The sequence below is a fragment of the Nitrobacter sp. genome, from assembly GCF_051535215.1.
In the GTDB taxonomy this organism is placed as follows: Bacteria; Pseudomonadota; Alphaproteobacteria; order Rhizobiales; family Xanthobacteraceae; genus Nitrobacter.
The window spans coordinates 39448-58190 of sequence record NZ_JBPPLY010000017.1 but is presented as its reverse complement, the minus strand read 5'-3'; the positions used below and the strand labels follow the sequence as shown (position 1 = coordinate 58190).

Sequence of the window (18743 nt, the reverse complement as noted above, 5' to 3'; positions counted from 1 at the left end):
CCTGCAAGGCGAGCTTGGCACCATCCTCGACTGGATCGACCGCACCGGAAAACCAGGTTACAAACCCACGCCCGACGCCGCATCAACCCGATTGTCGGCATCGGTCAAAGCTCGGGCTTGACCCGCGCATCCATCTCGTTTGATGGATTGCCGGATCAAGTCCGGCAATGACGAGAAAGCCATGTCCACCGCCATTTCCCCCCTCGCCCCGACCAATATTCCGGACATGCCTGCGATCCCGGGCGTTCGACTGGCGACCGCCGAGGCCGGCATCCGCTACAAGGGCCGCGCCGACGTGCTGCTGGCGCTATTGGACAAGGGCACCACGGTGGCCGGTGTGTTCACCAGATCGAAGTGTCCGTCGGCGCCGGTCGAGTGGTGCCGCGCGCGACTGAAAGACGGTAAATCCTCTAAGGGAGGACTGGCGCTGGTCGTGAATTCCGGCAATGCCAACGCCTTCACCGGCAGGACCGGACGCCAGTCGACCAGGCTGACCGCTGACATCGCGGCAGAAGCCGCAGGCTGCAAGACAAGCGACGTCTATCTGGCATCGACGGGTGTGATCGGCGAGCCGCTCGACGCGACGAAATTCAACGGCGTGCTGGAGACGCTGGCGCGCGACGCCACGCCGGACCGCTGGATGGATGCGGCCCGCGCCATCATGACAACCGACACCTTTCCCAAGGTCGCGACCGCGCGCGTGAAACTCGGCAAGGCCATCGTCACCATCAACGGCATCGCCAAGGGCGCCGGCATGATCGCACCCGACATGGCCACCATGCTGTCGTTCGTGTTCACCGATGCGCCGATTTCGGCGACGGCGTTGCAATCGCTGCTGAAAAGCGGCGTCGAGGATAGCTTCAACGCCGTGACCATCGACAGCGACACCTCCACCTCCGATACGCTGCTGGCGTTCGCGACCGGCGCCGCGGCCGCGCACGGCGCGCCAAAAATCTCGCGCGCGTCCGATCCACGCCTGAAGTCTTTCGCCAAGGCGTTTCAGGGCGTGCTCGCCAATCTCGCCGAACAGGTCGCGCGCGACGGCGAAGGCGCCCGCAAGCTGGTCGAGGTCATCGTCGAGGGCGCGACCTCGAAGCTGTCGGCGCGCAGGATCGCCAAGTCGATCGCCAATTCGCCGCTGGTGAAAACCGCGATCGCCGGCGAGGACGCCAACTGGGGCCGCGTGGTGATGGCGGTCGGCAAGGCCGGCGAACCGGCCGATCGCGACAAGCTCTCCATTTCGTTCAACGGCATCCGCGTCGCCACCCGCGGCGCGCGCGATCCGTCCTACGAGGAAGCGGAGGTCTCGGCGGCGATGAAGAGCCCGACCATCCGGATCAACGTTGCGCTCGGCCTCGGCAAGGGCCGCGACCGGGTGCTGACCTGCGATCTCACCAAGGAGTATGTCGCAATCAACGGCGATTACCGGTCTTAGCGACGGACATTCCAACGAGGCGCCCATGCTCTCGCGATTTTCTCCCCTGCACGCCGGCTCATTGATTGCCGTCATGTTAGCTATGGCGGGCGACGCTATCGCTGAGCCCGTTCAGCGGACTGCCCTGAATGCCACGAGCGGAGAAGACACCGTCATCCGAATAGGCGTTCGCTTCGACAGCGAATGCAACATTATCGGCGTGCCGGACTTCGTGCTCGAACAGCCACCAAGCCATGGCCATGTCTGTATCCGCGAGGGAGATGTCACTCCGACTAATGCCATGCACGGAAAGTATCAGTACTGCCTGAACCGGCGGGTGAAAGGCAGGCAATTGATCTATCGCTCGCAAACCAGATTTTCAGGTTTCGACAGCCTGGTCTATCGGATGATCCTGCTGGAAGGTACGCGGCTCACTCAAACGACAATAAAGGTACAGGGTCCGGCATTAACCAGCGGCGAATTTCCGACCTCCTCATTCACGCCGCAGAACCCCGGACCCGTGCCGGAGTGCACGGATCATCCGGGAATCTCGTGAACGAGACGAAGCGATGAAACTCACTCTCGTCGTCGCCTGCGCGCTGATCGACGCCGACAACCGCGTGCTGATCGCGCAGCGCCCGAAAGGCAAGCAGCTTGCCGGCCTGTGGGAGTTTCCGGGCGGCAAGTTCGAGCCCGGTGAACGCCCCGAAGAGGCGCTGATCCGTGAGCTGCGCGAGGAGCTCGGTATCGTCACGCAGGAAAGCTGCCTCGCACCGCTGACATTCGCGAGCCACGCCTATGAGAGTTTCCATCTGTTGATGCCGCTCTACATCTGCCGGCGCTGGCAGGGCGATGTGGTCTCGAAAGAGGGGCAGGCGTTGAAATGGGTTCGCGCCAACCGCTTACGCGACTATCCAATGCCGCCGGCGGACATTCCATTGATCCCGCCGCTGATTGATCTGCTGATGTAGCCGGCTCCCCGTCATGCTCGGCTTTATGCCGGGCATCCACGTCTTCTTTTTTCGAAGACATGGATGGGCGGGACGAAGCCCGGCCATGACGAAACCTTATTCCCGGCCCGGCTTTTCTTTTGAACTGTTTCTTACCGCGTCCTCCAGACTGGCCTTGGCCGACCCCGGCTTTAACGGCTTCTGCTGGCTCTCATGCGGCGCCCAGCCCGACAGCCATACGATATCGAAGGTGGCGCGGATGCGGCCGTCGGGATCGGCGAAGCGCTCATGATAGATTTGCGCCATCCGCAGCAGCGTTGCGCGGCGCAAAGGCGTGCGCCGCCGCTCGGCCATGATATTCGTTGCGCCCATGCGGCGGAGATCGTGCATCAGCGCGAAGGCATCATCGTAGCGCACCACCACGCGATCGACGTCCGTCACTGGCAGCGCGAAGCCGGCGCGCTGCAACAGCGCACCGCTATCGCGCACATCCGCGAACGGCGCGACGCGCGGCGAGATGCCCCCCTCAAGCTCGGACTCGGTGGCAGCAAAGGCTTGACGCAGTTCGGTCAGCGTTTCGCCGCCGACTGTGGCCGCGAGCAGAAACCCGTCAGGCTTCAGCGCGCGTCGTATCTGCGTCAAAACGCCCGGCAGGTCGTCGACGAACTGGAATGCGAGCCCTGAGACGGCGAGGTCGAGCGATTGCGGCGACAACCCCAAGGCTTCGCTCTCATCGGCAGGAAGCTTGACGGGCGCGAGTTCGGTGACGCGCGCCGCCAGCGCACCGCGCACCTGATCGCCCGGCGTGCCGACGTCCACCCCATGTTGAAACGTGCGCAGCACGGCCTGCAGGCGCTCCGCCATATCCTCCGCGACGCGCTCGAGCAGAAACGGCGCGACCCCCATTTTGGCCGCGCGCTTCTGCCGCACGCGCAGCAGAGCGCGGTCGAACAGAACGGGCGGAGATGGCGGGTTCGCGGCCATACGGCTTGGTACGCCGATCATCCCGTTGCTGGCAATCCGCGGCGACGCGATTGTGTCCCGGGCGCGGTGCAGCGCCACTTCGGCGAATGCTCCGCAGCACCGGGGCAAAAGGACTCGTTCTGTCCGGCTTGAGCACCGCCAGATCGCGGGCTAGCCTTCCGTTCCATGGACGCTTCAACGGACAGTCAGACTTCAGCGCCGCGAGCCAACCCGCTGTGCGGCGCGTGGCAGGCCTGTTCCGGCGTGTTGTCTCGCGCTGCGCGAACGGCGCTCGATATCGCGCTGCCGACGCTCTGCGTCGCCTGCCGCGAACCGGTCGCAGGCGTCGGCGTTTGCGCGGAGTGCTGGACGAAGCTGTCGTTCATCGAGCGTCCCTATTGTCCCCGCCTCGGCATCCCGTTTGTTTACGATCCGGGTTCCGACATGCTGTCGATGGAGGCGATCGCCAATCCCCCGGCCTATCAGCGCGCCCGCGCCGCGGTGCGCTACGACGATGTCGCCAAGGTGCTGGTCCACGCGTTGAAATATCAGGACCGCACCGACCTCGCGCCCGCGATGGGACGCTGGATGGCGCGCGCAGGCACCGAACTGCTCGAGGCTGCCGACGTTCTGATTCCGGTGCCGCTGCACTGGCGGCGCGGCTGGAGCCGCCGCTACAACCAGTCCGGCGCGCTGGCGCGCGTGATCGCCGCACAATCCGGCGTGCCGGTCACGCCCGACGCGCTGCAGCGCATCCGCCCGACCCGGCAACAGGTCGGCTTGTCGCGAACCGACCGCGCCCGCAACGTCCAGGGCGCGTTCAAGATCGCGACCGAACGCATGAGCGAAATCCAGGGCCGCCAGGTCGTCCTGATCGACGATGTCCTGACGTCGGGCGCGACGGTGGACGCGTGCGCGCGCGTGCTGCTGCGCGCCAAGGCTGCACAGGTGGACGTGCTGGTGTTCGCCCGGGTTGTCGACACCATGAAAGCTCCCATATAAATTGAGCTTCGAACCCGGAGCCTCGTTCCTGTTCGGGCGAAAGGCAACGACATGAACACCGAGACCACGTTCGTCGCGGCGATGATCCAGATGCGCAGCGGTCTGTTGCCGAAGCCGAATCTCGATGAGGGCGCAAGGCTGATCCGCGAGGCGGCGGCGCAGGGCGCGAGCTTCATTCAGACTCCCGAAGTCAGCAACATGATGCAGACCGATCGCATCGCGCTGTTCGAAAACCTGCAAAGCGAGGATGATGACCGCTCGCTCGCCGCTTATCGCGATCTGGCGCGCGAACTGAGGATCCACCTCAACGTCGGCTCGCTGGCGTTGCAGGCCACGCCCGACAGAGCCGTCAACCGCTCGTTCCTGATCGGACCGTCCGGCGATATCCTGGCGCGCTACGACAAGATTCACATGTTCGATATCGATCTCGGCGGCGGCGAAAGCTACCGGGAATCAGCCAACTATCAACCAGGCGAAACTGCCGTCCTGGCGGAGCTGCCCTGGGGCAAGCTCGGCATGACGATCTGCTACGACGTCCGCTTTCCGGCGTTGTATCGCGCGCTGGCCGAAGCGGGCGCGTCGTTTCTCACCGTGCCCTCGGCTTTCACCAGAAAGACCGGCGAGGCGCACTGGCACACGCTGCTGCGCGCCCGCGCCATCGAAAACGGCTGCTTCGTGTTTGCCGCGGCGCAAGCGGGTTTGCACGAGAACAAGCGCGAAACATTCGGCCATTCGCTGATCGTCGATCCCTGGGGCACCGTGCTGGCGGAAGGCGGCGCCACCGAACCCGGCATCGTGCTGGCGACAATCGATCCGGCCAAGGTCGCAGCCGCGCGCAAGACCGTGCCGTCGTTGCAGCACGGGCGGCGCTTCTCCCTGGTCACCCAGGATTCGGCGACCAATCACCTGCATCTCGTGCGAGGCTCGGCATGATCCGCTACAATCTGCGCTGCGAGCGCGGCCACACCTTCGAAAGCTGGTTCCAGAGTTCCGCGTCCTACGACGCGCAGGTCAAACGCAAGCTCGTGACCTGCGCGGTCTGCGGCTCGGCAAAAGTCGAGAAGGCGATCATGGCGCCGCGGCTCGGCGGCAGCAAGAAGAAGGGCCCACGGCGGATCGCGGCCGCTCCCGCATTCACGATCGACCCTCCCGAGGGAGGTTCGGCATGATCCGCTACAACCTGCGCTGCGATCGCAATCACACTTTCGAAAGCTGGTTCCAGAGCTCGTCTGCCTACGATTCGCAGCTCAAGCGCAAGCTCGTGACCTGCGCGGTCTGCGGCTCGGCGAAAGTCGAGAAGGCAATCATGGCGCCACGGATTGTCGGTGCGAAAAAGCGCGGATCGCAAGCGCCTGCTGACCCATCCACGTCGGCAATGATGGCGGAGGAGCGCGAACTGCGCGCCGAACTCAAACAGTTGCACGACCATCTGGTCAAGAACGCCGACGATGTCGGCGCGCGATTTCCCAACGAAGCCCGCAAAATGCATTACGGCGATATCGAGCCTCGCCCGATCTACGGCGAAGCGTCGCCGGAGGACGCGAAATCGCTGATCGAGGAGGGCGTCGCGGTGGGATCGCTGCCGGTGCTGCGGGACGACCGGAACTGATGAGCACACAGGCCCTTGCGAGCTGGCAAGCCTGGGCGGTGTTATCAGCCGTGTTCGCGGCGCTGACCGCCATTTTTGCCAAAATCGGCGTCGAGGGCATCAATTCCGACCTTGCTACTTTCCTCCGCACCATCGTTGTCCTCCTCAGTCTCGGCCTGATCCTGTTGGCGACGGGACAGATCCGTCACTCCGGTCCAATTCCGATCCGAAGCTGGATTTTTCTCGTGCTGTCGGGACTGGCCACCGGAGCGTCGTGGCTTTGCTATTTTCGTGCACTCAAACTTGGTCCGGCGACGCTGGTCGCGCCGATCGACAAGCTAAGTGTCGTGCTGGTGGCCCTGTTCGGCGTCATCTTTCTTGGCGAGCGCCCATCGCTGAACGGCTGGATTGGAATCGCCTTGATCGCAGCCGGAGCGGTCGTCATTGCCATCAAACGCTGACTCTGACTGAAGCCTTTCCCGCTTCCGATGGAAACCAGAAGCGATTCCATGATTTTGATGTCTTCACGGAACCCGGTGCAGCCTCCTCGTGCTCGAGGGCCCGCTTCGCTCGAAAACGCCTTAAACCGCCACCAGCAGCCCGACGCCGATCACGATCAGCACGATGCCGCCAGCTTCACGCAACGAAAGCGGCTGCTTGAACGAATAGTATGACACCGCCTGCGCGAACAGCACCTCGATGAGCGCCAGCGTGCGGACGTTGGCGGCCGCGGTGAGCGCGAACGCCAGGAACCAGAATTGCGAGGCGAACGCGCCCATAAAGCCCGCCAACATCGACGGCCGCCACAGGCCGAGAATTCGTTTCGGCACGTCCGGCGCGCGCAGCAGCAGATAGGCCGTCAGCACCGCCGTCTGCACCAATAGCCCGAGCACCAGCGTGCACGACGCCGCGGTGACGAACGATACGCCCGGCACCGCGATGATGGCGCCGCGAAAGCCGACCGCCGACAGCGCGAAGCAGGCGGCCGCGACCAGTCCCAGCACCATCGGCTTGAGGTCGGCAAAGCTCTTGGCGCCGGCCGGCCGGAGCGCGGTGAAAATGACGCCGAAGGTCACGATCAGGATCGCAATCACTTTCAGCCAAGTGAGATGATCGCCGAGAAAAACAAATCCGAAGATCGCGGTCTGGATTGCTTCGGTCTTGAGGTACGCGGTCGTCACCACGAATGAGCTGTCGTTCATCGCGAGCAACATCAAGCCGGTGCCGACGATCTGGCTGAGCGCGCCGAGCAGCAGCCACAGCCAGAAGGCGGCGGCAGGCCACGGGATTGGATCGCCGGTGAACGCCATCACCAAAGCGAAGAAAATCAGCGAGAACGGAAGGCCGAACAGGAAGCGGATGTTGGTCGCACCCCAGGTGCCGAGCGGACCGGTCAGCGACCGCTGCATCGCGTTGCGCGCGACCTGCCCGAGCGCGGCCGTGACCGTGAAAGGTATCCAGAGCGAGGCAACGGTGAACATGAAAGATTTTTTTCACCCGCCCCTGGAGCAAGTGGGTTGAGTGAACCTCACCCCACCGCCTCCGCCACCACCATGTAGTTGACGTCCAGGTCCGACGACAGGTTCCATTTGTCAGCGAACGGGCTGTAGACCACGCCGCTCTGCTCGGTGATGCCGAGCCTGTTGCGCTCGAGATGACCTGCGAGTTCATCGGGGGTGACGAACTTGTCCCACTGGTGGGTGCCGCGCGGCAGCCAGCGCAGCACGTATTCGGCCGCAACGATGCCGAGCGCGAAGCTCTTCCAGTTGCGGTTGAGCGTGGAGGCCACCATCATGCCACCCGGTTTCAGCATCGCGGCGCAACGATCGATGAACAGGCCGACATCGGCGACGTGCTCCACCACTTCCATCGCGAGGATGATGTCGAAACGCTCACGCACATCCATGTCTTCCACGGTGGTGCAGCGATAATCGATCGACAGGTGGGCTTTCTCGGCGTGCAGTTTCGCCGCGGCGATGTTGGACGCGGACGGATCGACCCCGATCACCTCGGCGCCGAGCCGCGTGAAGGGTTCGCACAGAAGGCCCGCGCCGCAACCGATATCGAGCAGCCTCAAATCCGCCAGGCAGTTCAGGCTGCGCGCGCTGCGCTCGAACTTGCGGCAGGCGGCGTCGCGGATGAACTGGAGCCGCAGCGGGTTGATCTTGTGCAGCGGCGCCATTTTGCCGTTGGGATCCCACCACTCCTGCGACAGTTTGGAGAACTTCGCGATCTCGGCCGGATCGACCGTCGATCCCGACGCGGCCGAAGAATTCGCGGAAGGGTTGACTGGCATGGCCATGGTTGTACGCGGCTCCTATCGTGCCGTGATGTGACTGCGGAACGCCAGCGGCGAGGCGATCGTCCTGATCCTCTCGGCCCCTTCGCCAACCCCACGCACCGTCACGTCGCCGTAGTTGAGAATACGGCCGAGAATACTCTGATTGACATCGACGCTCTCGACCTTGTCCAGACTCATCTCGAAAGTACGCCGTTTGATGAAGCCGGTCTTGTGCACAACCCGCAAATTGGTCACGTCGGTCTCTGTGGTCCAGCGGTGAAACCACGCCCGCAGCATCCAGTATAGCGCCACCAGCGCCGCTATTACGGCCAGCGACAGGCACAGCAGCATCCATGTCTGGCTCACGAACGCCTGCGAACCCGCGAAAAAGGCGAGCGCCACGATCCAGGCGGCGATGGCCGGCAGATAGAAGATCCAATGCACGTTGGTCGAATACAACACCTTCTCGCCGGGTTGCAGAATATCATCGATATAGCGTCCCATCGGCCTGCCTCGCGCGCCCTGCCTGGATCATCCGACCGCCCGTGGAGCGGCCGGAAGCCGGGTTGCCTGCCCGCAACCGCGCCGTTATGTATACGCGCCTTCTCGCCCGTGCGCCCGCTTTTCGCACGATATTCTGTTCAACCAGCCTCTATCCGGTTAACCCCTCAATCCAGATCGCCTTGGGAACGCACCATCCGTCATGAGCCGGCTTGTGATGAAATTCGGCGGCACCTCCGTCGCCAATCTCGACCGCATCCGCAACGTCGCGCGGCATGTCAAACGCGAGGTCGATGCCGGCCACGACGTCGCGGTGGTGGTATCGGCGATGTCGGGCAAGACCAACGAACTGGTGGCCTGGTGCAGCGATGCGTCCGCAATGCACGATGCGCGGGAATACGACGCGGTGGTGGCGTCCGGCGAGCAGGTCACGTCGGGGCTCCTGGCCATCGCATTGCAGGCGATCGGCATTCAGGCGCGCTCCTGGCAGGGCTGGCAGATTCCGATTCACACCTCGGACGCGCACGCCTCGGCGCGCATCCTCGGCATCGACGGCGGCGAACTCGTCAATCGCTTCAGGGAGCGCAAGGAGGTCGCGGTGATCGCCGGCTTCCAGGGCATCAGTCCGCAGACCGGCCGCATCACCACGCTCGGCCGCGGCGGCTCCGATACCTCGGCGGTGGCGATCGCGGCCGCCATTCGCGCCGATCGCTGCGACATCTATACCGACGTCGACGGTGTCTATACCACCGATCCGCGCGTGGTTCCAAAGGCCCGCCGGCTCGACAGGATCGCGTTCGAGGACATGCTGGAACTGGCGTCGCAGGGCGCCAAGGTGCTGCAGGTCCGTTCCGTGGAACTGGGCATGACCCAGAACATGCCGATTTTCGTCCGTTCCAGTTTCGACAAGCCGGAGGACATCGACCCCCATGGCACGCCGCCGGGTACGCTGATCTGCAGCGAGGAGGAAATCATGGAAAGCCACGTCGTCACCGGCATCGCCTTCTCCAAAGACGAAGCCCAGATTTCGGTGCGCCAGATCGAGGACAAGCCGGGCGTGGCCGCCTCGATCTTCGTCCCGCTCGCAAACGCCAATATCAACGTCGACATGATCGTGCAGAACGTCTCGGAAGACGGCAAGACCACCGACCTGACGTTCACGGTGCCGGCCGCCGACCATGCCCGCGCCCGGGAGACCATCGCCCAGGCCCGGGACACCATCGGCTATGCGCGCCTCGACAGCGCCACCGATGTCGCGAAAATATCGGTGATCGGTTCGGGCATGCGCAGCCACGCCGGCGTCGCTGCACAGGCGTTCAAGGCGCTGTCGGACAAGGGCATCAATATCCGCGCCATCACCACGTCCGAAATCAAGTTCTCGGTGCTGATCGATACCGCCTATACCGAACTCGCGGTGCGCACCCTGCACACGCTTTACGGTCTCGATCACGCCTAGAGGTCCTTCCGAATCTGATGGAATCAGCGGGAGCGAATCAGCCGCGTTCTATGATTTTGTTTGACGCGTTTTCTTGCCGCGAAACCGGTATCCACTTCGCCGGAAAACGCTATAGATCACGACGATAATCGATCCAAATCCAGCAGTTGAGAAAGGATGCGGACGGAAGCCGCCACACTTGTCCTTGTCCCGCTCGGGTATGCACTCCGAGCGTCCTTTTCGCCGGGCCGGCGAAAGCGGGCCGTGGTCTTACCCGTCGCCGGCGTCGGCGTTGCAGATTTTCCAAACCATCCGCCCCTTTGCGGGAGGCGTTTTGCTTGGCAAACCGGATAGCGATTGGTTATACGGCCCCCTAACGTGACCGGTGTGACCGGCGCTAGGGCTTCAGACAATCATTCGGTCGTGAGCCGCTGCGCGGAGCTTTCGGACGCGTTAAAGTCATTGTTTTTCTGAGGCTTATCAAAACGCGGCCTCGCAGGGAGGATACCGGGACATGCGGAGCGCGTCGAGCGGCCCCCGCGTCTTGTTGAGACGGCTCCGCGAAGTCATGGCGGAGCCGGTCAGCGCACAGGAGCGCCTCGACAAGATCGTGGTGCTGATCGCCGCCAACATGGTAGCGGAGGTGTGTTCGACCTACGTGCTGCGCGTCGACAATACCCTGGAACTCTACGCCACCGAAGGTCTCAACCGCGCCGCCGTGCATCGCACCGTGCTGACCTCGCATGAGGGTCTCGTCGGCCTCGTCGCCAGCGAAGCGACGCCGCTCAATCTGTCGGACGCCCAGAGTCACCCGGCGTTCTCGTTCCGCCCGGAGACCGGCGAAGAAATCTACAATTCCTTCCTTGGCGTGCCGATCCTGCGCGCGGGCAACACGCTCGGCGTGCTCGTGGTGCAGAACCGCGCCAGGCGCACTTATGTCGAGGAAGAGGTCGAAGCGCTTCAGACCACCGCGATGGTGCTGGCCGAGATGATCGCCTCGGGCGAACTGGCAGCCCTCGCCCAGCCCGGCCTCGAGCCGGTCTCGCGCCACTCGATCCGCCAGACCGGCGCGATCCTGTCCGACGGCATCGCGCTCGGCCATGTGGTGCTGCACGAACCGCGCGTCGTTATCACCAACTATATCGCCGAGGACCTCCCGAAGGAAATCAGGCGGCTGGAGTCTGCGCTCGCCAAGCTGCGCGCCGACCTCGACCGCATGCTGGAGCGCGGCGACGTCGCCGACGGGGGCGAACATCGCGACGTGCTCGAAGCCTACCGGATGTTCGCCAATGACCACGGCTGGTCGCATCGGCTGCAGGAGGCGGTCGCGACCGGCCTCACCGCCGAGGCCGCCGTCGAGCGCGTGCAGTCGGACACCCGCGCGCGGATGCTGCGCTCGACCGATCCCTATCTTCGCGAGCGCCTGCACGACCTCGAGGATCTCGGCCATCGCCTGATGCGGCAACTGGCCGGGCAGGACCATGCGCCTTCTCGTGAACAACTTCCCGAGAACGCCATCCTGATCGCGCGCGCCATGGGGCCGGCGGCCCTGCTGGACTATGACCGCAAGCGGCTGCGCGGTCTGGTGCTGGAGGAAGGCACCGCGAATTCACACGTCGCAATCGTCGCGCGCGCGCTGGGGATACCGGCCGTGGGCGAGGTGCCGAACGCGCCCGGACTCGCCGATCCCGGCGACGCCATCATCGTCGACGGCACGTCGGGCGCGATCTACGTGCGGCCGTCGGCTGAAATCGAATCGGCCTATGCAGAGCGCGTGCGTTTTCGCGCCCGGCGGCAAGCGCAATACATCGCGCTGCGCGACAAGCCGTGCGTCACCCGCGACGGCCAGCCGGTCGATCTCATGATCAATGCCGGCCTCCTGATCGACCTGCCTCATCTCGAAGACACCAATTGCTCGGGCATCGGCCTGTTCCGGACCGAGCTGCAATTCATGGTCGGCCAGAACCTTCCGCGCAGCAGCGAACAGCTTGCGCTGTACCGCGCGGTGCTGGATGCCGCCGGCGACAAGCCGGTGACCTTCCGCACCCTCGACATCGGCGGCGACAAGGCCGTGCCCTACATGGAAACCATAGCCGAGGAAAATCCGGCGCTGGGCTGGCGTGCGATCCGGCTCGGGCTGGATCGCCCCGGTCTGCTGCGCGGACAGGTCCGCGCGTTGCTGCGCGCCGGCGGCGGACGCGCGTTGCGCATCATGTTTCCGATGATCTCGGAAGTGGCCGAATTCGATCAAGCCAAGGCCATCGTCGAGCGCGAGCTCACCTATCTGCGCCAGCACGGCCACGCGCTGCCGGAACGCGTCGACGTCGGCACCATGGTCGAGGTGCCGGCGCTATTGTACCAGCTCGACGAACTGCTCGGGAAAGTCGATTTCGTCTCCGTCGGATCGAACGATCTTTTCCAGTTCATGTTCGCCGTCGATCGCGGCAACAGCAAGGTATCAAACCGCTTCGACACGCTGTCCGCGCCGATTCTGCGGGCCCTGCGCGATATCGTGATCAAAGCCAGGGCCGCGGGGAAAAGCGCCTCGCTGTGCGGAGAGATGGCATCGCAGCCGTTGGGCGCGCTGGCCCTGATCGGGCTCGGCTACCGCTCGCTGTCGCTGTCGGCCACAGCGCATGGTCCCGTCAAGGCCATGATCCTCGATCTCGATGCGCAGAAGATCGAAGCGGCGATCATGCCTCTGCTGGACGCCCCCTCCGGCAGCCTGTCCATCCGCGACCGGCTCAAGGACTTCGCCGATGCAGAAGGGCTAGCGTTGTGAGCAACATCTTGAGTCGCGTTTCACCACGCCCGAGCTTAACCCCGTCCCTGCCCCTCCCCCGCACGGGGAATAACGAGCCATTGCGCGCCTGATCATGCTGCCCGAAGCCAAACTCGACCTCATGCTGGCCCGCCACGCCGCGCTCGAAAGCGAACTGCTGAGCCAGGTCAGCGCCGACAGATACGTGCAGATGACGCGCGAACTGGCAGAACTCAATCCTGTCGTCGAGGCGGTGAAGAACTGGCGCGCGGTCAGGGCCGAGATCACCGGCATCGACGCCATGATCGCCGATCCCGCCACCGACGCCGAAATGCGGGCGATGGCGGAAGCCGAGCGCCCGGCGCTGGAAGCGCAAGGCGACGAACTCGCCCAGAAGATCCGAATTGCCCTTCTGCCAAAAGATGCAATGGACGAGCGCAACGTGATGCTCGAAATCCGCGCCGGCACCGGCGGCGACGAAGCCTCGTTGTTCGCGGGCGACCTGTTCCGCATGTACGAGCGCTTTGCAGGCTTGCTGGGCTGGAAGGTGGAGGTGGTGTCGGCGAGCGAAGGCACGATGGGCGGCTACAAGGAAATCGTCGCCGAGCTGCGGGGCCGCGGGGCCTACGCCAAGCTGAAGTTCGAATCCGGCGTGCACCGGGTACAGCGCGTGCCCGATACCGAAGCGCAGGGCCGCGTCCATACTTCGGCCGCGACGGTGGCGGTGCTGCCGGAGGCCGAAGAAGTCGATGTCGAGATCAAGCCTGACGATCTTCGCATCGAAACCATGCGCGCGCAGGGCGCGGGAGGCCAGCACGTCAACAAGACGGAGTCCGCGATCCGGATCACCCACATCCCGACCGGCATCGTCGTCAACATGCAGGACAGCCGCTCCCAGCACAAGAACCGCGCTTCGGCGATGAACATCCTGCGCTCGCGCATCTACGACGCCGAGCGGCAGCGCATCAATGCCGCGCGCTCCGCCGACCGCAAGGATCAGGTCGGATCGGGCGACCGGTCCGAGCGCATCCGCACCTACAATTTTCCGCAAGGCCGCGTCACCGATCACCGCATCAACCTGACGCTCTACAAGCTGCCGCAGGTGATCGCCGGCGACGCGCTGCACGAACTGATCGATGCGCTGACCACCGAGCACCAGGCGGCGCAGCTCGCAGCCGAGAATGGCAGCGCGTGAAACGACACGGCGTATGGGTCCCTGCCTGCGCCGGGACGACAACGCATGGGTCGGAGACGAGTGGATGACCGATTCATTAGCCGGACAAAGCATCGAGACGGCGCGCCGCGCGCTGACGACGCGATTCGAGTCCGTGGGGATCGACAGCGCCGCACTCGACGCCCGAATGCTGACCGGCGCGGCGCTGCAGCTCGATCTTACGGCGCTGATATCGGCCGCCGCACGACACCTGACAACGGACCAGGCCACGCACCTGGAAGCGTTTTCAAGACGCCGCCTCGCCGGCGAGCCGGTGGCGCGCATTCTCGGAACGAAGGAATTCTGGGGGCTGCCGCTCAAGCTGTCGGCGGAGACACTGGTGCCGCGGCCGGACACCGAAACCGTGGTCGAGGCTGCGCTCGACATCCTGCGCGCCGAAGGCCGCGCGAAGGCACCGCTCCGCATCGCCGATCTCGGCACCGGCAGCGGCGCGATCCTGCTCGCGTTGCTGACCGAACTGCCGAATGCCACCGGCATCGGCACCGATCTGAGCGCGGCTGCGCTCGACACCGCGAAAGACAACGCGCAAGCCCTCGGTCTTACGCCGCGCGCAGATTTCATGGTCAGTGACTATGCGAAGGACCTGTCAGGCCCGTTCGACCTGATCGTCTCGAACCCGCCTTATGTCCGCACGGCCGATATCGCATCTCTCGCGCCGGAGGTACGCGATCACGATCCGCATCTTGCGCTGGATGGCGGTGGCGACGGGCTCAAAGCCTATCGCCGGATCGCGCCGCAGGCCGAAAGGCTGCTATCGACCCGCGGCCTCCTCGTTCTGGAGGTCGGACGGGGCCAGGCCGATGATGTCGCCAAGCTGATGGTAACCGCAGGGTTAACGGTCGCGGGATCCCCCAAGGCCGACCTCGCGGGCATTGGCCGCGCCGTCATAGCCCGAAAATCGCCCTCGTAAAGCCCGATTGGGTCGTAAAAAACCACTTGGAATATCCCTCGGGAGCGACTACCTTCAAATCAACATGGTCCCGGGTTGCTGGCCCCGCAGCGTTCCTGCAGGCGAGCCTGGAGTTCTCGAACGAGAACCGACCCGAGTGACGGTTTCTTAAGGGCAGGTCATATCAAGCGCGTTGGCAGAGAGCTGCGTTGCTTGCGACCATGAAACGAACGAAAGCCTGATACTGCATTTGAAGACTCACGAGAGAAAACCGGAGTTTGGCGTCTCTGGCTAAATGGTGTGGCCGTGCCGGTGCGATGCGCCTGCCGACCGACCCAGAGGCGCATGTTTACTTAACGCGGCGATTGGCGGACCGATATGGGAAGTGGTGCGTGCGCTGCGCAGGCCACGTCGATGGCACAATAAGAGTCGGTGGCACAATAAGAAGTGACAAGACAATTCCTCAAGGGTGAAACTTCAAGGCTGGTAACCGAAGGCGGGACATGAGAAACGGTCAGAATAACAACAAGCGGATGCGTAACCGGAATAACAATAATAACAACAATAACAACCGACGCAGCCAGAACCCGATGACTCGGGTTTTCGAATCCAACGGCCCCGACATCAAGATCCGCGGTACCGCCTCTCACGTCGCCGAGAAATACGTCCAGCTCGCCCGCGACGCCCGTTCATCCGGCGATCCCGTCGCCGCCGAGAATTACTATCAGCATGCCGAGCATTACTTCCGACTGATCGCCGCGGCGCAGGAACAGTTTCGCCAGAGCCAGCCGCAGCAGCAGCCGCGGATCGACGTCGAGGCGAGCGATGATGCGGGCGACGACGAGAGCGAAAACTACTCGAACTTCGGAGCGGAGCCCGGCTTCGTTCCGGTTCAACAGCCGCGCGACAATCATCAGCGCGATCCGCAACCCTTCCAGCGCGACCAACAGCAACCCCGCGAACACCGTCAGCCGCAGCCGCAATATCAGCCGCAACCGGCGATGCAGCCCGCAGACAATGGCGGCGTCGATCGCCTGCCGTCGTTCATCACGGGATCGCAGCCCCAGGCGAATGGCGGCCGGTTCGAAGGCAACGGCCACCAGGGTGGTGAGCGCAATGACCGCTTCCCGCCGCGCCGGCGCCGACGTCCCCATAGTCCGCGTCAAGACAGCATGGCGCAACCGTCCGTCTCCGGCGAGGACTTCAACCCCGGCAACGAATAGAGCATTTTCGAAAGAAGCATGCTTTTCGGGCTCGAGCCGAGGATGGATACCGGTTCGCGTCAAGAAAACGCGTCAAAGCTAAATTATAAGCCTCGCTTCCGATTCCCATCAGAGGCGAAACTCCAGCGCCGCGCCTCATCCCTTTTAGCTCCGGAGGGATGGACGCGCCGGAAACCGCCATCTGATATCACTCGTCTGATATCACTCGTCGGTACTGCAGGATGACGGCGCGAGCACCGGGGGCAAAACCGGGATCAGCCGGCTGTGCTCCCGCTTCGCGGCGATCGGGCGATAGACCTGCTTGGTCGCCTCTACGATATGAACGCCGGCGAAAGGCAGCGACAGCGCGGCACCGACGCGCTCCCACGCCGCCGCCGAACGCAGAAACCAGCTGCCATTGATCGGCGGGACAAACAGTGCCTCGCCCCAGGCCGACGGCGTGAACCATGTCTGGCGCAGCAGTTGAGTGATCTGCGAGCGCGAATAGGGCCGGCCGTGGCCGAACGGCGTGGTATCGGTGCGGGTCCAGATACCGCGGCGATTGGGAACGATCGCCATCATACGGCCCGACGGCGAGAGAACGCGCCAAACCTCCCGCAGCAGATTTTCCGGATCGTCCGACATTTCCAGCGCATGAACCAGCAGGATGCGGTCCGCCGCCGCGTCCTGCAGCGGCAATGAAAACTCGTTGACTAGGCTTGCCAGCGCCGGCCGCGCCGTTGGCCATTTCAACACCCCCTGCGCCGCCGGCATGAAGGCGATACACCGTTCGCAGTCCTCCCGGAATAAGCCGAGATAAGGGGTCGGATAGCCCAGGCCGACCACGCACTGACCTTCCATGTTCGGCCAATGCGCCTGAATACCGCGATTGATCAGCCGCCGAGCCACGATGCCGAGGCGCTGCGAATAGAAATCCCGAAGGTCAATAACGTCGATTGCCATGGCCCTATCTACCATGTTGCGGCAGGACCGGCACCCCGGCCCGGCCTGGATTTGTGTAATTATAACCCGGCGTTAACGGCATGTTTCACCGCATACAGGGGTATGCTAGGGTCCCATTCAACGACGTTGAACCGGACTCCAGCCTTAATTTTTGATCGAGCATGATCTTATCCGAAAAGCGGTTTCCACTTTTCGGGATCATGCTCTAGCTTGACCGTCTCGGACTCACGGAGACGACATGACCGCCGAAATTCGCCTGTTCACCTGCCTCACTGACAATTTCGGCGCCCTGATTCACGACCCAGCCACCAAGGCGACTGCCGCGATCGATGCGCCGGAGGCCGGACCGATCATCGAGGCCCTGGAACGGAACGGCTGGAAGCTGACCGATATTCTGGTCACCCACCATCACGCCGATCATGTCGGCGGCATCGCGGAGCTGAAACAGAAATACAACTGCCGGGTCGTGGGGCCACACGACAAGGGCGCCACGATCGCCAATGTCGATGTGCGGGTCGGTCAGGGCGACATCGTCAAGGTCGGCACGCTGCTGGGACGCGTGCTGGAAACGCCCGGCCACACCCTGGACCACGTCAGCTACGTCTTCGACGACGAGAAGGTGGTATTCGCCGCCGACACCCTGTTCTCGATCGGCTGCGGCCGGGTGTTCGAGGGCACCTATCCGATGATGTGGGATTCGCTTTTGAAACTGCGCGCACTGCCGGACGATTTCCGGCTCTATTGCGGGCACGAATACACCGCATCGAACGTGAAATTCGCGCTGACCATCGAACCGAACAATCCGGTGCTCAAGGCGAGGGCCGAGGAAGTCGCGCGGCTGCGCGCCGAGGGCAAGCCGACGGTGCCAACCCTGATGGGCGAGGAGAAGAAGGCCAACGTGTTCCTGCGCGCCGACGATCCTGCCGTGGCGGCCGGGGTGCACATGAAGGGCGCCAGCGGCGTCGACGTTTTCGCCGAGCTCCGCGAACGCAAGAACAAGTCGTGAGTTTATGGCACGATCAGATGGCACTTTCCGCCACTGATATCATCGCGCGGCTTGATCTCAAGCCACACCCGGAAGGCGGTCACTATCGCGAGACTTTTCGCGACACCCAAACTGACGAGCACGGCCGCGCCGCGTCAACCGCGATCTATTTCCTGCTGGCGCGCGGCGAACGCTCGCGACGGCACCGCATCGATGCGGCTGAGGTCTGGCACTACTATGCCGGCAGCCCGATGGTGCTGGAGATCCATGAGGGCGGCGTTAGGCGCACGGTGCGCCTCGGCGCGAATCTTCCGGCAGGCGAAGCCCCGCAAGCGGTCGTGCCCGCTCACGCCTGGCAGACGGCAGAAAGCGGCGGCGACTGGACTTTGGTCGGATGCACGGTGGCGCCGGGGTTTGAGTTCTCCGGCTTTGAGATGGGTTAGCTAAAGCTCTCGATTACACGGAATCAACCGTTCCGGCGTCATGCGCGGTCTCGGGCCCGAGCATCCATCTTCTCTGGAAGATTGATGGAAAGCCCGACCATGACAGATAATCGAGGTGCGTCCGTCAAAATG

General features: G+C 63.8%; 19 protein-coding genes and 1 pseudogene. 15 read left to right on the top strand and 5 right to left on the bottom strand.

The genetic code is table 11. The annotated features are described in order from the left end of the window. Positions 1 to 181 precede the first annotated feature (181 nt). From argJ to mutT, 3 genes are read left to right on the top strand one after another with little or no spacing between them, the layout of a single operon-like run. The gene (gene argJ / locus ACS3WB_RS14065; protein WP_438276115.1) at positions 182 to 1435 is read left to right on the top strand and encodes a bifunctional glutamate N-acetyltransferase/amino-acid acetyltransferase ArgJ; all 1254 of its coding nucleotides are present in this window, start codon (positions 182 to 184) and stop codon (positions 1433 to 1435) included. A 25-nt stretch (positions 1436 to 1460) separates the two neighbouring features. Continuing rightward, the gene (locus ACS3WB_RS14060; RefSeq protein ID WP_438276114.1) at positions 1461 to 1970 is read left to right on the top strand and encodes a hypothetical protein; all 510 of its coding nucleotides are present in this window, start codon (positions 1461 to 1463) and stop codon (positions 1968 to 1970) included. Between the two features lie 13 nt (positions 1971 to 1983). Further along, positions 1984 to 2385 (top strand): 8-oxo-dGTP diphosphatase MutT, encoded by a 402-nt coding sequence (gene mutT, locus ACS3WB_RS14055; RefSeq protein WP_438276113.1) that lies wholly within the window; start codon positions 1984 to 1986, stop codon positions 2383 to 2385. A gap of 96 nt (positions 2386 to 2481) precedes the next feature. Here the strand turns inward: mutT and ACS3WB_RS14050 are convergent, their stop codons facing one another. Further along, complete coding sequence (locus ACS3WB_RS14050; RefSeq protein WP_438276112.1) at positions 2482 to 3369, bottom strand: methyltransferase domain-containing protein; 888 nt, start codon at positions 3367 to 3369, stop codon at positions 2482 to 2484. Positions 3370 to 3513: 144 nt separating this feature from the next. On the opposite strand from ACS3WB_RS14050, the gene ACS3WB_RS14045 reads away from it, so the two are divergent. From ACS3WB_RS14045 to ACS3WB_RS14025, 5 genes and pseudogenes are all read left to right on the top strand, one after another. Next, positions 3514 to 4329 (top strand): ComF family protein, encoded by an 816-nt coding sequence (locus tag ACS3WB_RS14045; RefSeq protein WP_438276111.1) that lies wholly within the window; start codon positions 3514 to 3516, stop codon positions 4327 to 4329. Positions 4330 to 4380: 51 nt separating this feature from the next. Next, positions 4381 to 5262 (top strand): carbon-nitrogen hydrolase family protein, encoded by an 882-nt coding sequence (locus ACS3WB_RS14040; protein WP_438276110.1) that lies wholly within the window; start codon positions 4381 to 4383, stop codon positions 5260 to 5262. Next, positions 5259 to 5462: pseudogene (locus ACS3WB_RS14035) on the top strand (DUF1178 family protein); the annotation flags it as partial. The gene ACS3WB_RS14040 and the pseudogene ACS3WB_RS14035, both read left to right, overlap by 4 nt. A 32-nt stretch (positions 5463 to 5494) precedes the next feature. After that, entirely contained in the window at positions 5495 to 5938 is a 444-nt protein-coding gene (locus ACS3WB_RS14030; RefSeq protein WP_438276109.1) for a DUF1178 family protein, read from the top strand. Beyond that, on the top strand, positions 5938 to 6378 hold the full coding sequence (locus tag ACS3WB_RS14025; RefSeq protein WP_438276108.1) for an EamA family transporter: 441 nt from the start codon (positions 5938 to 5940) through the stop codon (positions 6376 to 6378). Before ACS3WB_RS14030 ends, ACS3WB_RS14025 begins: the two co-directional genes overlap by 1 nt. Before the next feature lie 120 nt (positions 6379 to 6498). On the opposite strand, the gene ACS3WB_RS14020 is transcribed toward ACS3WB_RS14025, so the two are convergent. From ACS3WB_RS14020 to ACS3WB_RS14010, 3 genes are read right to left on the bottom strand one after another with little or no spacing between them, the layout of a single operon-like run. Continuing rightward, a complete protein-coding gene (locus ACS3WB_RS14020; RefSeq protein ID WP_438276107.1) occupies positions 6499 to 7398 on the bottom strand; it encodes an EamA family transporter in 900 nt (299 codons plus the stop codon). A gap of 47 nt (positions 7399 to 7445) precedes the next feature. Then, the gene (ubiG, locus tag ACS3WB_RS14015; protein ID WP_438276106.1) at positions 7446 to 8219 is read right to left on the bottom strand and encodes a bifunctional 2-polyprenyl-6-hydroxyphenol methylase/3-demethylubiquinol 3-O-methyltransferase UbiG; all 774 of its coding nucleotides are present in this window, start codon (positions 8217 to 8219) and stop codon (positions 7446 to 7448) included. A gap of 15 nt (positions 8220 to 8234) precedes the next feature. Next, positions 8235 to 8702: a PH domain-containing protein gene (locus tag ACS3WB_RS14010; RefSeq protein ID WP_438276105.1), complete on the bottom strand. Its 468-nt coding sequence runs from the start codon at positions 8700 to 8702 to the stop codon at positions 8235 to 8237. A gap of 199 nt (positions 8703 to 8901) precedes the next feature. Here ACS3WB_RS14010 and ACS3WB_RS14005 point away from each other — a divergent pair, with 199 nt between their 5' ends. From ACS3WB_RS14005 to ACS3WB_RS13985, 5 genes are all read left to right on the top strand, one after another. Further along, positions 8902 to 10155 (top strand): aspartate kinase, encoded by a 1254-nt coding sequence (locus ACS3WB_RS14005; protein WP_438276104.1) that lies wholly within the window; start codon positions 8902 to 8904, stop codon positions 10153 to 10155. A 493-nt stretch (positions 10156 to 10648) separates the two neighbouring features. After that, positions 10649 to 12916: a phosphoenolpyruvate--protein phosphotransferase gene (ptsP, locus tag ACS3WB_RS14000; RefSeq protein WP_438276103.1), complete on the top strand. Its 2268-nt coding sequence runs from the start codon at positions 10649 to 10651 to the stop codon at positions 12914 to 12916. Positions 12917 to 13004: 88 nt separating this feature from the next. Then, entirely contained in the window at positions 13005 to 14090 is a 1086-nt protein-coding gene (gene prfA, locus ACS3WB_RS13995) for a peptide chain release factor 1 (protein WP_438276116.1), read from the top strand. A 64-nt stretch (positions 14091 to 14154) separates the two neighbouring features. Beyond that, positions 14155 to 15039: a peptide chain release factor N(5)-glutamine methyltransferase gene (prmC, locus tag ACS3WB_RS13990; protein WP_438276102.1), complete on the top strand. Its 885-nt coding sequence runs from the start codon at positions 14155 to 14157 to the stop codon at positions 15037 to 15039. Positions 15040 to 15521: 482 nt separating this feature from the next. Further along, entirely contained in the window at positions 15522 to 16241 is a 720-nt protein-coding gene (locus ACS3WB_RS13985) for a DUF4167 domain-containing protein (RefSeq protein WP_438276101.1), read from the top strand. A gap of 201 nt (positions 16242 to 16442) precedes the next feature. Here the strand turns inward: ACS3WB_RS13985 and ACS3WB_RS13980 are convergent, their stop codons facing one another. Further along, positions 16443 to 17183: a methyltransferase domain-containing protein gene (locus tag ACS3WB_RS13980; RefSeq protein ID WP_438276100.1), complete on the bottom strand. Its 741-nt coding sequence runs from the start codon at positions 17181 to 17183 to the stop codon at positions 16443 to 16445. A 238-nt stretch (positions 17184 to 17421) separates the two neighbouring features. On the opposite strand from ACS3WB_RS13980, the gene gloB reads away from it, so the two are divergent. Both gloB and ACS3WB_RS13970 read left to right on the top strand, forming a co-directional pair. Next, the gene (gene gloB / locus ACS3WB_RS13975; RefSeq protein WP_438276099.1) at positions 17422 to 18189 is read left to right on the top strand and encodes a hydroxyacylglutathione hydrolase; all 768 of its coding nucleotides are present in this window, start codon (positions 17422 to 17424) and stop codon (positions 18187 to 18189) included. Positions 18190 to 18206: 17 nt separating this feature from the next. After that, entirely contained in the window at positions 18207 to 18611 is a 405-nt protein-coding gene (locus tag ACS3WB_RS13970) for a cupin domain-containing protein (RefSeq protein WP_438276098.1), read from the top strand. Positions 18612 to 18743: the final 132 nt, after the last annotated feature.